Origin of the sequence: Pseudomonas sp. CFII68 (assembly GCF_000416195.1) — a bacterium.
In the GTDB taxonomy this organism is placed as follows: Bacteria; Pseudomonadota; Gammaproteobacteria; order Pseudomonadales; family Pseudomonadaceae; genus Aquipseudomonas; species Aquipseudomonas kilonensis.
Window position 1 is genome coordinate 260,748 of the sequence record NZ_ATLN01000123.1, and the last position, 13,834, is coordinate 274,581.

The 13,834-nt window shown below is 60.6% G+C and carries 14 protein-coding genes and 1 pseudogene; 10 read left to right on the forward strand and 5 right to left on the reverse strand.

What is annotated here, in order from left to right; translation table 11 throughout:
- Positions 1-70 precede the first annotated feature (70 nt).
- Positions 71-547, reverse strand: coding sequence for an FxsA family protein (locus tag CFII68_RS02935; RefSeq protein WP_014339863.1), 477 nt, complete (start codon positions 545-547; stop codon positions 71-73).
- A gap of 66 nt (positions 548-613) precedes the next feature.
- Positions 614-1,345, reverse strand: a complete 732-nt coding sequence (locus tag CFII68_RS02930) for a HugZ family protein (RefSeq protein WP_018613122.1) — start codon at positions 1,343-1,345, stop codon at positions 614-616.
- Positions 1,346-1,509: 164 nt separating this feature from the next.
- On the opposite strand from CFII68_RS02930, the gene CFII68_RS02925 reads away from it, so the two are divergent.
- Entirely contained in the window at positions 1,510-2,268 is a 759-nt protein-coding gene (locus CFII68_RS02925; RefSeq protein WP_018613125.1) for an SDR family oxidoreductase, read from the forward strand.
- Between the two features lie 204 nt (positions 2,269-2,472).
- On the opposite strand, the gene apbC is transcribed toward CFII68_RS02925, so the two are convergent.
- Entirely contained in the window at positions 2,473-3,567 is a 1,095-nt protein-coding gene (apbC, locus tag CFII68_RS02920; protein WP_003204921.1) for an iron-sulfur cluster carrier protein ApbC, read from the reverse strand.
- Between the two features lie 331 nt (positions 3,568-3,898).
- Between apbC and metG the strand changes: the two genes are divergently transcribed.
- The 8 genes from metG to CFII68_RS02880 all read left to right on the forward strand — a co-directional run bounded on the left by metG (position 3,899) and on the right by CFII68_RS02880 (position 10,701).
- Positions 3,899-5,944 (forward strand): methionine--tRNA ligase, encoded by a 2,046-nt coding sequence (gene metG / locus CFII68_RS02915; RefSeq protein WP_018613127.1) that lies wholly within the window; start codon positions 3,899-3,901, stop codon positions 5,942-5,944.
- Positions 5,945-6,074: 130 nt separating this feature from the next.
- Positions 6,075-6,647 carry an Rnf-Nqr domain containing protein gene (locus CFII68_RS02910; RefSeq protein ID WP_018613129.1) on the forward strand — a complete coding sequence of 191 codons (573 nt, stop codon included), beginning with the start codon at positions 6,075-6,077 and terminating at the stop codon, positions 6,645-6,647.
- A complete protein-coding gene (gene rsxB / locus CFII68_RS02905; RefSeq protein WP_018613131.1) occupies positions 6,644-7,669 on the forward strand; it encodes an electron transport complex subunit RsxB in 1,026 nt (341 codons plus the stop codon). The genes CFII68_RS02910 and rsxB overlap by 4 nt, the downstream gene beginning before the upstream one ends.
- Positions 7,656-8,642: an RnfABCDGE type electron transport complex subunit D gene (locus CFII68_RS02900; RefSeq protein WP_018613133.1), complete on the forward strand. Its 987-nt coding sequence runs from the start codon at positions 7,656-7,658 to the stop codon at positions 8,640-8,642. The genes rsxB and CFII68_RS02900 overlap by 14 nt, the downstream gene beginning before the upstream one ends.
- On the forward strand, positions 8,639-9,250 hold the full coding sequence (locus CFII68_RS02895; protein WP_018613134.1) for an RnfABCDGE type electron transport complex subunit G: 612 nt from the start codon (positions 8,639-8,641) through the stop codon (positions 9,248-9,250). The genes CFII68_RS02900 and CFII68_RS02895 overlap by 4 nt, the downstream gene beginning before the upstream one ends.
- Positions 9,243-9,776 (forward strand): Rnf-Nqr domain containing protein, encoded by a 534-nt coding sequence (locus CFII68_RS02890; protein WP_018613137.1) that lies wholly within the window; start codon positions 9,243-9,245, stop codon positions 9,774-9,776. The genes CFII68_RS02895 and CFII68_RS02890 overlap by 8 nt, the downstream gene beginning before the upstream one ends.
- Positions 9,773-10,411, forward strand: a complete 639-nt coding sequence (gene nth / locus CFII68_RS02885) for an endonuclease III (protein ID WP_018613139.1) — start codon at positions 9,773-9,775, stop codon at positions 10,409-10,411. The genes CFII68_RS02890 and nth overlap by 4 nt, the downstream gene beginning before the upstream one ends.
- A 107-nt stretch (positions 10,412-10,518) precedes the next feature.
- Positions 10,519-10,701 (forward strand): PA3496 family putative envelope integrity protein, encoded by a 183-nt coding sequence (locus tag CFII68_RS02880; RefSeq protein ID WP_014339874.1) that lies wholly within the window; start codon positions 10,519-10,521, stop codon positions 10,699-10,701.
- 55 nt (positions 10,702-10,756) lie between these two features.
- On the opposite strand, the gene CFII68_RS02875 is transcribed toward CFII68_RS02880, so the two are convergent.
- Positions 10,757-11,383 (reverse strand): response regulator transcription factor, encoded by a 627-nt coding sequence (locus CFII68_RS02875; protein WP_018613141.1) that lies wholly within the window; start codon positions 11,381-11,383, stop codon positions 10,757-10,759.
- Positions 11,384-11,853: 470 nt separating this feature from the next.
- Here CFII68_RS02875 and CFII68_RS27775 point away from each other — a divergent pair.
- Positions 11,854-12,111: pseudogene (locus CFII68_RS27775) on the forward strand (hypothetical protein); the annotation flags it as partial.
- A gap of 316 nt (positions 12,112-12,427) precedes the next feature.
- On the opposite strand, the gene CFII68_RS02865 reads toward CFII68_RS27775, so the two are convergent.
- On the reverse strand, positions 12,428-13,645 hold the full coding sequence (locus tag CFII68_RS02865; RefSeq protein ID WP_003204943.1) for an argininosuccinate synthase: 1,218 nt from the start codon (positions 13,643-13,645) through the stop codon (positions 12,428-12,430).
- Positions 13,646-13,834 lie beyond the last annotated feature (189 nt).

A 13,834-nucleotide genomic window follows, 5' to 3' on the forward strand; every position in this document is an offset into this window, starting at 1 on the left:
GTGAGCAGAATTTTTTTTACTTTGCGCAGCCAAAACGAGCACGGCGCCCGAAGGCGCCGTGCTGATGGTTTTACTTGGAATCGCGGTGTTCGAATTCGCCTTCGATCACGTTGGGCTCGCGGCCCACAGGCTCGCGCGGCGCCGGACCGCCACGGGGTTGGAGGTCATCGGCGAAGGCGCGTTGACGCATCGCCTGCTCTTCGGCGCGCTGGCGCATTTTATTGGCCAGCAGCCTCCGGGTGAACGGCAACAGCATGACCAGGCCCAGCACGTCGCTGATAAAGCCGGGCAGGATCAACAGACCGCCACCCAGGGCCAGCATCAGGCCTTCGAGCATGGTCTGGGCGGGCAGCTCGCCACGGTTCAGGCTTTCACGGGCCCGCAATGCCGTGGCGAGGCCGGCAATGCGCAGCACGAACACGCCGAGCATCGAGCCGAGAATGACCAGCAGCAGGGCCGGGAAAAACCCGATCGCACCGCTGACCTTGACGAATACGAACAGCTCCAACACCGGGAACAGCAGAAAGAGCAACAAAAAAGGGCGCATCAAATGGTTCCTCAACGCAAGAATGCCTTGCTATGAAAACCTAAATGACGTCGCCCTTTCGTGAATTCAAGCGTCGACTTCCGCATTTTTTGGCCATTGCTCGGCGTGAGCCAGATAAACCAAGGCTTCGCGCACTTGTGTCGGCGTGTTGCAAGGCGTCGCAAACGCCAGCCAGTGCAGGCCCTGACCAATGCGCAAGTGCATGCCCTCGCTGTCGATGCCCGCCAGTTGTGCCGGTTCGCTTTTCGGCAGGCCGGTCAATTCCACGTAATGGGCGATGGCCTTGGCGTGATCGGCATTCATGTGCTCGACCATGCTGGCTTCGGCTTTGCCGGCGAAGGGATTGGCCAGGGTGAGCTGGTCGATCCAGTGGATGGCGCCAAAGCCGCCAATGTAGCGATGGCGCACCGGCTCGAGCACCCAGAAATCGAAATCATGGGCCTTGTGGTAGTTCTGCGAGTCAGGGAAATAGCGGTAGTAACGCTCGGCGGCAGCCTCGATGGCGCCACTGTCTTCGAGTTTGCGGGCCTCGGCCAGGTAGGTCAGGCGCCCCACGGCCTGCACATCCTCGGCACCGCGCTCGCCCACCAGCATCGAACACTTGGGGTCTTTTTGCAGGTTATGAGTGTGCTGGGCGATACGGCTGATCAGGATCAGTGGCCGGCCTTGTTCGTCCAGGCAATAGGGCACCACGGAGCCGAACGGAAAGCCGGGCATGGATTTGGAATGAGTGGCGAGCACTCCACGGTATTCCTTGAGCAGCAGTTCCCGGGCATGCTTGGCAGCTTCAACGCTCAACTTATGACTCCTTTTATGAAAACCGTCTAGAAAACGGTCAGGTGACTGGAGTAATGTTCCGGTACGCCTATGGGACAGTTCTCGTGTGCAGCCGGGCTACACCGTCGCCAATCGAGAGACCTCCCAAAAGGCCCCCTCCACCGCTGCGCCATCTGGACATGAGCATGCAACTCACTGACAAAGTAATCATTATCACCGGCGGTTGCCAGGGCCTGGGCCGCTCCATGGCCGAGTATCTCGCGGGCAAAGGTGCGAAGCTCGCCCTGGTGGACCTCAACCAGGAAAAACTCGACCAGACGGTTGCCGCGTGTATAGCCAAGGGCGTCGAAGCCCGGGCGTACCTGTGCAACGTTGCCAATGAGGAGCAGGTCAGCGACATGGTCGCCCGGGTCGCCGAGGACTTCGGCGCGATCCACGGCCTGATCAACAACGCCGGGATCCTGCGTGACGGCCTGCTGCTCAAGGTCAAGGATGGCGAAATGACCAAGATGAGCCTGGCCCAGTGGCAGGCCGTGATCGACGTCAACCTCACCGGTGTATTCCTGTGCACCCGTGAAGTGGCGGCGAAAATGGTCGAGCTGAAGAACAGCGGCGCCATCATCAATATCTCGTCGATCTCCCGCGCCGGCAATGTCGGCCAGACCAACTACTCGGCCGCCAAGGCCGGTGTGGCCGCCGCCACTGTGACCTGGGCCAAGGAACTGGCGCGCTACGGCATCCGTGTCGCCGGCATCGCACCGGGCTTCATCGAAACCGAGATGACCCTGGGCATGAAGCCCGAGGCCCTGGAAAAAATGACCTCGGGGATTCCGCTCAAGCGCATGGGCAAGCCTGAGGAGATTGCGCATTCGGCGGCGTATATCTTCGAGAACGACTATTACACCGGTCGGATCCTGGAGATGGATGGCGGGTTGCGGATCTAAACCCACCGCCTAACAAAATGTGGGAGCAAGCCTGTGGGGGGCAAAGCCTGTGGGAGCATAGCTTGCTCGCGATGACGGCGTCACACCCAACATCTCTGTTGGCTTTAAAACCGCTATCGCGAGCAAGCTATGCTCCCACAGGGTTTGCTCCTATAGGGTTTGCTCCTACAGGCTTGCTCCCCACATAGATCGCAGTTCAGCCGATCAATCGTCGCTGACAGTGATGTTCGGCATCGCCGGCATGGCCGCTTCCTGCAACACGATCCGCGCGCCCACGTGGCGGGCCAGTTCCTGATAGACCATGGCGATCTGGCTGTCCGGTTCGGCGATGACCGTCGGCTTGCCGCCGTCGGCCTGTTCGCGGATCAGCATCGACAGCGGCAGCGAAGCCAGCAATTCGACACCGTACTGGGTCGCCAGTTTTTCCCCGCCACCTTCGCCGAACAGGTGCTCGGCATGTCCGCAATTGGAGCAGATGTGCACGGCCATGTTTTCCACCACACCCAGCACCGGGATGTTGACCTTGCGGAACATTTCCACACCCTTGCGTGCGTCCAGCAAGGCCAGGTCTTGAGGCGTGGTGACGATCACCGCACCGGCCACCGGGACTTTCTGCGCCAGGGTCAGCTGGATATCGCCGGTGCCCGGAGGCATGTCGATCACCAGGTAATCCAGGTCGCCCCAGGCGGTTTGCGTAACCAGTTGCAACAGGGCACCGGAAACCATCGGCCCACGCCAGACCATCGGCGTGTTGTCGTCGGTCAGGAAGGCCATGGACATGACTTCCACGCCATGGGACTGGATCGGCACGAACCACTTCTGGTCCTTGACCTGCGGTCGGGTGCCCTCGGCAACACCGAACATGATGCCCTGGCTCGGGCCGTAGATGTCTGCATCGAGAATCCCGACCTTCGCCCCTTCACGGGCCAGGGCCAGGGCCAGGTTGGCCGCGGTGGTGGACTTGCCCACGCCGCCCTTGCCCGAGGCCACGGCGATCACATTCTTGACGTTCGCCAGCCCCGGCACCTGCGCCTGGGCCTTGTGGGCGGCGATCACGCTGGTGATGTCGACTTTGGCGGCGCTCACCCCGTCCAGGGCCTCGATCGCCATTTGCAGCATCTGCGCCCAGCCGCTCTTGAACAGGTCGGCGGCGTAGCCGATTTCCAGCTGGACGCTGACGCGATCGCCCTGGATGTCGATGGCGCGCACGCATCCGGCGCTGACCGGGTCCTGGTTCAGATAAGGGTCGGTGTACTGGCGAAGGACGGCTTCCACCGCTGCGCGATTGACGGCGCTCATGGGCAACTCCGATAGCAAGACTTGAAAACAGGCCGCTATCCTACGCCGCGCATGCTGTTGTGGCGACCCGATTAAGGGCGACGAATGCGCTTGTGGCGAGGGAGCTTGCTCCCGCTGTGTGGGAGCAAGGCTTGCCCGCGATGCAGGCGATGCGGTCTTTCAGGAATCGAGGCGCCTGTTTCGCGAGCAAGCTTTGCTCCCACAATCCCCTCCCCACAGGTTGTGCCTATGCTGCTCCCAGCAATACATCCCGAAACAGCCCCGAAGGGTGAAAAAAAGCCGCCAGCGCTTTATAGTGGCCGACCTCCGTTTCATCAAGTAGCCGAGCCCCATGTCCGAGCCACGCAAGATCCTCGTCACCAGCGCCCTGCCCTATGCCAATGGTTCGATTCACCTCGGCCATATGCTGGAGTACATCCAGACCGATATGTGGGTGCGCTTCCAGAAGCATCGCGGCAACCAATGCATCTATGTCTGCGCCGACGACGCCCACGGTTCGGCCATCATGCTGCGCGCGGAAAAGGAAGGCATCACCCCGGAAGAACTGATCGCCAACGTCCAGGCTGAGCACAGCGCCGACTTTGCCGAGTTCCTGGTGGACTTCGACAACTTCCACTCCACTCACGCCGAAGAAAACCGTGAGCTGTCGAGCCAGATCTACCTGAAACTGCGTGACGCCGGGCACATCGCCACCCGTTCGATCACCCAGTATTTCGACCCGGAAAAGAAAATGTTCCTGGCCGACCGCTTCATCAAGGGCACCTGCCCGAAATGCGGCACTGAAGACCAGTACGGCGATAACTGCGAAAAATGCGGCGCCACCTACGCACCGACCGACCTGAAAGACCCGAAATCGGCGATTTCCGGGGCGACGCCGGTGCTCAAGGACTCCCAGCATTTCTTCTTCAAGCTGCCGGACTTCCAGCAGATGCTGCAAGCCTGGACCCGCAGCGGCACCCTGCAGGACGCCGTCGCCAACAAGATCGCCGAATGGCTCGATGCCGGCCTGCAGCAGTGGGACATTTCCCGCGATGCGCCGTACTTCGGCTTCGAGATCCCCGACGAGCCCGGCAAGTATTTCTACGTGTGGCTGGACGCTCCGATCGGCTACATGGCGAGTTTCAAGAACCTCTGCAACCGCACGCCGGAGTTGGACTTCGACGCGTTCTGGGGCAAGGACTCCACCGCCGAGCTGTATCACTTCATCGGCAAGGACATCGTCAACTTCCACGCACTGTTCTGGCCGGCAATGCTTGAAGGCGCCGGTTTCCGCAAGCCGACCGGCATCAATGTCCACGGCTACCTGACCGTCAACGGCCAGAAAATGTCCAAGTCCCGCGGCACCTTCATCAAGGCCCGGACCTACCTGGACCACCTGTCCCCGGAATACCTGCGTTACTACTACGCGGCCAAGCTCGGCCGCGGCGTCGACGACCTGGACCTGAACCTCGAAGACTTCGTGCAAAAGGTCAACTCCGACCTGGTGGGCAAGGTCGTCAACATTGCCAGCCGTTGCGCCGGGTTCATCCACAAGGGCAACGCCGGGGTCCTGGTCGCCGGCAATGCCGCGCCGGAACTGACCGACGCCTTCCTGGCGGCCGCGCCAAGCATCGCCGAAGCCTACGAGTCCCGCGACTTTGCCCGTGCCATGCGCGAAATCATGGCCTTGGCCGACCGCGCCAATGCCTGGATCGCCGACAAGGCGCCCTGGTCGCTGGCCAAGCAGGAAGGCAAACAGGACGAAGTCCAGGCGATCTGCGCCCTGGGCATCAACCTGTTCCGCCAACTGGTGATTTTCCTCAAGCCGGTACTGCCGCTGCTGGCCGCCGATGCCGAGGCGTTCCTCAACGTCGCGCCACTGACCTGGAACGATCACCAGACGCTGCTGAGCAACCATCAGTTGAACGCGTTCAAGCCGTTGATGACCCGTATCGACGCGACCAAGGTGCAAGCCATGACCGACGCCTCCAAGGAAGACCTGGCCGCCAGCCAGACCGACACCGGCGCACCTGCCGGCAACGGCGAACTGGCCAAGGACCCGCTGTCGCCGGAAATCGAATTCGACGCCTTTGCCGCCGTTGACCTGCGCGTGGCGCTGATCGTCAAGGCCGAGGCCGTCGAAGGCGCCGACAAGCTGCTGCGCCTGACCCTGGACATTGGCGACGAGCAACGCAACGTGTTCTCCGGCATCAAGAGTGCCTACCCGGACCCGGCCAAGCTCGAAGGCCGCTTGACGATGATGATCGCCAACCTCAAGCCGCGCAAAATGCGCTTTGGTATCTCCGAAGGCATGGTGATGGCGGCAGGCCCCGGCGGCGAGGAAATCTACCTGTTGAGCCCTGACAGCGGCGCCAAGCCGGGCCAGCGGATCAAGTAACGCGACCGCTTGCTGTACCGATCCCACAGCCGCCTTGCAGGTGGCTGTGGGATTTTCATATCTGGCCCACGCCCCCGGCGTGCCGGATAATGCCTAATCTTGTAACAGGTCCTTTGTCGCCAACACACCCATGACCGAAATCGTCCTCACGCTGTTCAGCGCTGCCCTGATCAACAACCTGGTGTTGCACTGGCCGCTGGGCGTCGATCCGCTGCTAGCGGCCAACGGTAGGGGGCAGGTACACGCCTTGGGCCTGGCGACGGCATGCCTGATGCTGATCGTCGGCACCCTGGGCCATCTGATCGATCATGGGCTGCTGGCACCGACCAACCTGGTCTCGCTGCGCCTGTTGGCCTGGCTGTCCTTGAGCGTGTTGCTGATCGGCCCCTTGCTGCGCCTGCTGGCACGCTGGCGGCCGGCAATGTCGTTCGAGGGGTTGTGGCCGCTGTTGCTGGGTAATGCCGGCATACTCGGGGTCACGCTGCTCAACGGCCAGGATGACCGAGGCCTGGGCCACGCCATCGCCCTGAGCCTGGGTGCCGGGCTGGGGTTCTGGCTGGTGCTGAGCCTGTTCGACGATCTGCGCCAGCGCACCTTCAATAATGATATTCCCCTGCCCTTTCGGGGCCTGCCGATTCAGTTGATCAGCGCCGGACTGATGGCAGTGGCCTTTCTCGGATTGCGTGGGCTGGTCAAAACATGAGCCTGATTCAACGTATCGACGCCCTGCTGCCGCAGACCCAATGCGGCAAGTGCGGCCATCCCGGGTGCAAACCCTACGCCGAAGGCATCGCCCAGGGCGAGCCGATCAACAAATGCCCGCCCGGGGGGCGCGAAACCATCGCCGCCCTGGCCGAGCTGATGAAAATACCGGTGTTGGAGCTGGACACCAGCCGCGGCGTGGCCCCGGCGCAAGTCGCCTTTATCCGTGAAGCCGAATGCATCGGTTGCACCAAGTGCATCCAGGCCTGTCCGGTGGACGCGATTGTCGGCGCCGCCAAGCTGATGCACACCGTCCTCATCGACGAATGCACAGGCTGCGATCTGTGCGTGGCGCCCTGCCCGGTCGATTGCATCGAAATGCGTCCTCTGCCGACGGCAAACGTGCTGCCGATCGTCGGCGGCCTGGCCTTCAGCACCGAAGAACAACAGGCGCGAACCGCCAAGCGCAATCATGCCCGGCGCCGCTTCGAACAACGCAATGTGCGCCTGCGCCGCGAAGAAGAGCAGCGCCAGGCCGAACGCCTGGCTCGAACCCAACGGGCGGCCCAGGCCCAGGCTCAAACCCAGGACCCGGCACTCGACCCCGTACAAGCCGCACTGGAGCGCGTACGCGCGCAAAAAGCCGCCACTGCCGATGCCGCCTTGAAAAAAGCCAAGGTCGACCTGGCCATGAGCCGGGCGCAGCTGAACAAATCCTTGAAAGCGTTCGGCCACCCGCCAACCTTCGAGCAGCAGTCGCAACTGATCGTGCTGCAACGCCAGTTCGAAGCGGCCGAACAGGCGCTGGGCCAACTGGAAAACGCCGCGCCCGCACCCGCGGCTGCGCCAGCCCCGGCACCGGCGCAAAACGCCGAGCTGAAGCGAGCCAAGATCCAACTGGCGATGCGCCGCGCCGAACTCAGCAAAGCCCGGGCAGCTACAGCATCGGCTGAACAACTGCTGGCATTGGAACAAGCGGTGAAGGATGCTGAACGCCAGGTGGACGCCCATGCCGCCTCTTGAGCCAGTGGACGAACGGCTGCGCCAAGCAATGACGCGGGTGTTGCTGGCAACGCTGCCCGGCGGGCTGGCGTTGCTGTGGTTCCATGGCTGGGGCGTGGCGCTCAACCTGCTGTTGTCCGGCCTCACTGCGCTGGCAGTCGAAGCGGCGGTGTTGCGTTTACGCCGCCGGCCATTCAAACCCGAGCTGAACGATGGCAGCGCGCTGGTCAGCGCCACGCTGCTGGCCTTGGCCTTGCCGGCCTATTGCCCCTGGTGGCTGACCGTCACGGCGGCCGCCTGCGCCTTGCTGTTGGGCAAGCACCTGTGGGGCGGCGTCGGCAGCAACCCGTTCAACCCGGCAATGCTCGGATACGCCCTGATACTGGTGGCGTTTCCGTCCCAGATGAGTCACTGGCCAGCGCTCCACGGCATGGGCCTGTCCGAAGGCTTGCAGCAGGTATTCGGCGCTCATCCGGCGCCCGATGCCTGGGCCGGGGCGACCGCACTGGACAGCCTGCGAATCAACACGAGCCTGACCGTCGATGAACTGTTCGCCAACGATCCGGCGTTCGGGCGTTTCGGTGGCCGGGGTGTCGAATGGGTCAACCTGGCCTTCCTGGCGGGCGGTCTGTTTCTGCTGCAGCAACGGGTGTTCAGTTGGCATGCACCGGTGGGCATGCTGCTGAGCCTGTCCGTCGTCAGCCTGCTGTGCTGGAACGGTTCGGGCTCCGACTCCCATGGCTCGCCACTGTTTCATCTGTTCAGCGGCGCAACCATGCTCGGCGCGTTTTTTATCGCGACCGAACCGGTCTCGGGTGCCAAGGTTCCTCTCGCCCGCCTGCTGTTTGGCGCGGGCATGGGATTGCTGGTCTATCTGATACGCACCTGGGGTGGCTACCCCGACGGCGTGGCGTTCGCGGTGTTGCTGATGAACCTCGGCGTGCCGGCGCTGGACCGGTTTGCCGAGGCGCGACAACGGCGGCCACTGACATGAACAACCCCGTCGGCGTGGCAATCCTGACCGTGTTGATCGGCCTCGGTATCGGTGCCACTTACCTCACGCACCTCGGCACCGCCGGGCGTATCGAGGCCCAGCAGCAAGCGCTGGCGAACAGGGCCTTGCTCGAGGTGCTGCCCACCGACCACTACGATAACCAGCCGTTGGCGCACCCCGTTGTCACAGCCTCGGTGCCCCTGGCCCATAGCACGCTGCTGGGTGGCTACCTGGCGACTCGCAGTGGCCAGCCCAGCGCCGTGCTGCTGCGTAGCCAGGCGCTGGGCTATGAAGGCAGCATCGAATTGCTGGTCGCCATCGATCCACAGGGCCGGTTGCTGGGCGTCAAGACCCTGCGCCAATCCGAGACACCCGGGTTGGGCGCGGCGATCGCCGGCTGGCCGAACGCCTGGTTGCAGACCTTCACGGGTAAATCACGCCAGGCACCTGATGACAGCGGCTGGGCCTTGAAAAAGGACCAGGGCCAGTTCGATCAACTGGCAGGCGCGACAGTGACGTCCCGAGCGGTCCTCCAGGCTGTTCACGATGCGCTGCGTTACTTCGACGAGCACAAGGCTCAGTTGACGGGGGTGGCGGCCAATGAATAAACCATGGGGACTGACACACGGCCTGCTGCTCGTTCCATTGATTGGCGCGAGCGATTCGCTGGTTGGCGCGCTGGGGTTATGGCTGGCCTGGGCCCTGGTTCTTTTCAGCCATGGCTTGGCAATGGGGCTTGTGCGGCAACACCTGGCAGCCTGTCAACGGCTGCTCGCCTCCATCATATTGGCCGCTACCCTGACCACCTGCATTGGCCTTGTCGTCCAGGCCTGGGCACTGGAATTGTATCGACCGTTGAGCCTTTACGTTGGCTGGATCGCCCTGAGTTGCGTAGCGCTGGAGCAGGAAGGCTTCTTCGTTGAAGCTCGCTGGCCCGAACGCCTCAGGCTGGCCGGGCTGTTTGGCCTCTTGATGATCAGCCTGGGCGCCGTGCGTGGGCTGATCGGCAGCGGCCTGCCCCTGGCCCTGCTCGCCCCCGGCGGGTTCATTCTGCTCGGACTGCTGTTGGCAGCCCGACAAGCCTGGACGGCCGCCAAACCCCATTCATCCGTTGAGGAAACGCCGCGCCCATGAATGCCGCAAAACGCCTGGAAATATTTCGTCGCCTTCACGAGGACAACCCGGAACCGAAAACCGAACTGGCCTATTCCTCGCCGTTCGAGTTGCTGATCGCGGTCATTCTGTCAGCCCAGTCCACCGACGTCGGCGTCAACAAAGCCACGGCCAAACTGTTCCCGGTGGCCAATACGCCGAAGGCGATCTACGCCCTGGGCGTCGAAGGACTGTCCGAATACATCAAGACCATCGGGCTGTTCAACAGCAAGGCCAAAAACGTGATCGAGACCTGCCGTCTGCTGATCGAGCGCCACGACAGTGAAGTCCCGCAGACGCGCGAAGCGCTGGAAGCCCTTCCGGGAGTCGGCCGCAAAACCGCCAACGTCGTGCTCAATACCGCGTTTCGGCAGTTGACCATGGCGGTCGACACCCACATTTTCCGCGTCAGCAACCGCACCGGGCTGGCCCCCGGCAAAAACGTGGTGGAGGTCGAGAAGAAATTGATGAAATTTGTTCCCAAGGAATTCCTGCTGGACTCCCATCACTGGCTCATCCTGCACGGCCGTTACGTTTGCCTGGCGCGCAAGCCCCGCTGCGGCAGCTGCCGAATCGAAGATTTATGCGAATACAAGCACAAGACCTCCGACGATTGAGGCGCTATTGCTTTTATCGATCCATCGATTGAAAAAATCTTTTTTACCCGCCCGTGGTTTATCGATATAAGGAGCGCCAATGGCAGTCTTAGCCTGGAGTCGAACCCATGAGTGCTGGCAAAGAACAACTGGATGTAGAAGACGAATTCATCGCCGTTGAGTCCGACGACGTCGAACCTGTGGTCGTGGAAGTGGCGAAAACCAACCTGAGCAAGCGCCGCACCATTGATAACCTGCTGGAAGAGCGCCGTCTGCAGAAGCAATTGGCCGATTATGACTTTGACCTCTGACACGTAAAAGCCTCCCTGATGGAGGCTTTTTACTGAGTACGCGTAACCCGAAAACTCACACCAAGCCATTGCGCTGCGCCAGTTCGATCAGGTCGACCAGCGAACGGGCATTGAGCTTCAATAACAGGCGCGTCTTGTAGGTACTGACGGTCTTGTTGCTCAAGAACATTCCATCGGCGATTTCCTTGTTGGTCTTTCCGCGCGCCAGTTGTTGCAAGACCATCATTTCCCGCCCCGATAATCGATCAACCATATCGGACTCACTGGCATTGCCCAGACTCGACCGCACCGTATGCAATGCCTGGTTGGGAAAGTAACTGTAACCGGACAGTACTGCCTTGATTGCACTCAGTAACTCAGTAAGATCCTGTTGCTTGCATACATACCCGGCTGCCCCTGTCTGCATACAGCGCATCGAAAAATGTCCCGGTGCCTGGGAAGTCAGCACCAACACTTTCATGGGCGAAGGAATGGTCGTCAGGCGGGCAATGACCTCCAACCCGTCCAGCTTCGGAATACCAATATCGAGAATGACGATATCGGGCATAAGTTCGCGAGCAAGTTGTAACGCATCGACGCCATTATCGGTTTCGGCAAGGACTTCATAACCGTGACGCTCCATCAGCAAACGTACAGCAAGACGAATGACGGGATGATCATCCACGATCAGCACTTTATTCATGAGCAAATCCAACTTCGCTGTTCGAATTTTTAGAGCACGCACAATAGCCTAGTCATTTCTACCTTGGCATGCTGCCCCCCCCTGAACGCTCGCACCGAGAGACAGAACCTACAAGCTATACAGAAAATTCCTACAATTCGCCCCGGAAAAAATGTGTCATGGATTTTTTTACAGAGAAGGAATGACCTTTCTTAACAATCCGGTAACCCTATGAACAATGCGCTCTTTCACCGCCACACCCACCCGTGGACAGCCCATTGAAAAGCTCTTCACTCATAGAAAGTAACTGAATTATTTGCTGTTAAAACTGCCACTCACTCACTTAAGGCAGGGAAATTCATATATAAAACTCACTCAGGCGCCCGATATCCAATATGGGCAGCCATTGCGACTGTGCCTATATTTCATTCGGCATGGACAACCACTTTTCAAGCCACTCACCGAGCACAAGTATTCCATGAGTATTAACCATGAACAAACCTTTGAAGACTATAACCAACCCCATGACCCTCATCGCCATATTCGCCACTTTATCCGAAACTTCCGCAGCGATTTCCCTGCCCTTTCTGGATGACCAGGATCGTGAATACTATCTGTGGTTCCTGATCAGCTTTCCTTTTTATCTATTGCTGCTTTTTTTCATAACGCTCAACTTCAATTATCGTTCCTTGTATTCACCTTCGGATTTTCGCAAGAACAAACACTTCATAAAGACCATGGATGATTCGCCCTGTCGACGCAAACGACAGCTACGTCGGGCGGACGACGTCAAGGAACTGCTGGTGATACGTCTTCATCGACGCAGGCGCGAACCAGACACCCTTTGTATCGTATGCAGCCAATCGAAACGTCCGATCGAAACCTGTCGATCAAGACAGTTGAAGCACGCCGGCATCGTCGTGTACGTCATCTACAGCAACACAGGCCTGGCAACGCACGGGCAGGATGAATGAGCGATCGAGGGCAGCGCCGCAGCAAAGGCCACACAAAAAAAGGGCAAAAAAAACGGCCTGCTCATGGCAGGCCGTTTTCATATCGCCAGGGTCAGAACAGCTTGCGACCCTTGTTCGCCGCGATGCGCATGCGCAGGGCGTTGAGCTTGATGAAGCCGGCCGCGTCAGCCTGGTTGTAGGCACCGCCGTCTTCTTCGAAGGTCGCGATGTTGGCATCGAACAGCGACTCGTCGGACTTGCGCCCGGTGACGATCACGTTGCCCTTGTACAGCTTCAGGCGTACCACGCCATTCACGTGAGCCTGGGAGGCGTCGATCATCTGTTGCAGCATCAGACGCTCTGGGCTCCACCAGTAGCCGGTGTAGATCAGGCTGGCGTACTTGGGCATCAACTCGTCTTTGAGGTGAGCCACTTCGCGGTCCAGGGTGATCGACTCGATCGCCCGGTGGGCGCGCAGCATGATGGTGCCGCCCGGGGTTTCGTAGCAGCCGCGGGACTTCATGCCCACATAGCGGTTTTCGACGATGTCCAGACGACCGATGCCGTGTTCGCCACCGATGCGGTTCAGGGTCGCCAGCACAGTGGCCGGGCTCATCTCAACGCCATCCAGTGCGACGATATCGCCGTTGCGATAGGTCAGTTCCAGGTATTGCGGGGTATCGGGAGCCTTCTCCGGGGAGACGGTCCAGCGCCACATGTCTTCTTCGTGCTCGGTCCAGGTGTCTTCCAGCACGCCGCCTTCATAGGAGATGTGCAGCAGGTTGGCATCCATCGAGTACGGGGATTTCTTCTTGCCATGGCGCTCGATCGGAATCGCGTGCTTCTCGGCGTAGTCCATCAATTTTTCACGGGACAGCAAGTCCCATTCGCGCCACGGGGCAATGACTTTCACGCCTGGCTTGAGGGCATAGGCGCCCAGTTCGAAACGCACCTGGTCGTTGCCCTTGCCGGTGGCGCCATGGGAAATGGCGTCGGCGCCGGTTTCGTTGGCGATTTCGATCAGGCGCTTGGCGATCAACGGACGGGCGATGGAGGTACCCAGCAGGTACTCGCCTTCGTAAACGGTGTTGGCGCGGAACATCGGGAACACGAAGTCGCGGACGAATTCTTCGCGCAGGTCATCGATGTAGATCTCTTTGACGCCCATGGCCTGGGCCTTGGCGCGTGCAGGCTCGACTTCTTCGCCCTGCCCCAGGTCAGCGGTGAAGGTCACCACTTCGCAGTTATAAGTGTCCTGCAGCCACTTGAGGATCACCGAAGTGTCCAGGCCGCCGGAATACGCCAGAACGACCTTGTTTACGTCCGCCATGCCATCACTCCACGGGTTGTACGGAAAGCCGGGAAGTCTAACGTCCAGCGCGGATAATTTACAGGGGCGCGACAGCTTATGACGACGAAGCGACAGATTATGTCGATTGCGCGACGATCCGGGCGGGATCAGGAAGTGCGCGCAGCCGCCGTAGCAGGCACCGCCGCCTTGGCCGGGGCAACCGGCGCC

Bases quoted from the DNA above. Each gene is read 5' to 3' on its own strand.
- CFII68_RS02935 (WP_014339863.1), bottom strand. From the start codon at position 547: ATGCGCCCTTTTTTGTTGCTCTTTCTGCTGTTCCCGGTGTTGGAGCTG.
- CFII68_RS02925 (WP_018613125.1), top strand. From the start codon at position 1,510: ATGCAACTCACTGACAAAGTAATCATTATCACCGGCGGTTGCCAGGGC.
- apbC (WP_003204921.1), bottom strand. From the start codon at position 3,567: ATGAGCGCCGTCAATCGCGCAGCGGTGGAAGCCGTCCTTCGCCAGTAC.
- metG (WP_018613127.1), top strand. From the start codon at position 3,899: ATGTCCGAGCCACGCAAGATCCTCGTCACCAGCGCCCTGCCCTATGCC.
- CFII68_RS02910 (WP_018613129.1), top strand. From the start codon at position 6,075: ATGACCGAAATCGTCCTCACGCTGTTCAGCGCTGCCCTGATCAACAAC.
- rsxB (WP_018613131.1), top strand. From the start codon at position 6,644: ATGAGCCTGATTCAACGTATCGACGCCCTGCTGCCGCAGACCCAATGC.
- CFII68_RS02900 (WP_018613133.1), top strand. From the start codon at position 7,656: ATGCCGCCTCTTGAGCCAGTGGACGAACGGCTGCGCCAAGCAATGACG.
- CFII68_RS02895 (WP_018613134.1), top strand. From the start codon at position 8,639: ATGAACAACCCCGTCGGCGTGGCAATCCTGACCGTGTTGATCGGCCTC.
- CFII68_RS02890 (WP_018613137.1), top strand. From the start codon at position 9,243: ATGAATAAACCATGGGGACTGACACACGGCCTGCTGCTCGTTCCATTG.
- nth (WP_018613139.1), top strand. From the start codon at position 9,773: ATGAATGCCGCAAAACGCCTGGAAATATTTCGTCGCCTTCACGAGGAC.
- CFII68_RS02880 (WP_014339874.1), top strand. From the start codon at position 10,519: ATGAGTGCTGGCAAAGAACAACTGGATGTAGAAGACGAATTCATCGCC.
- CFII68_RS02875 (WP_018613141.1), bottom strand. From the start codon at position 11,383: ATGAATAAAGTGCTGATCGTGGATGATCATCCCGTCATTCGTCTTGCT.
- CFII68_RS02865 (WP_003204943.1), bottom strand. From the start codon at position 13,645: ATGGCGGACGTAAACAAGGTCGTTCTGGCGTATTCCGGCGGCCTGGAC.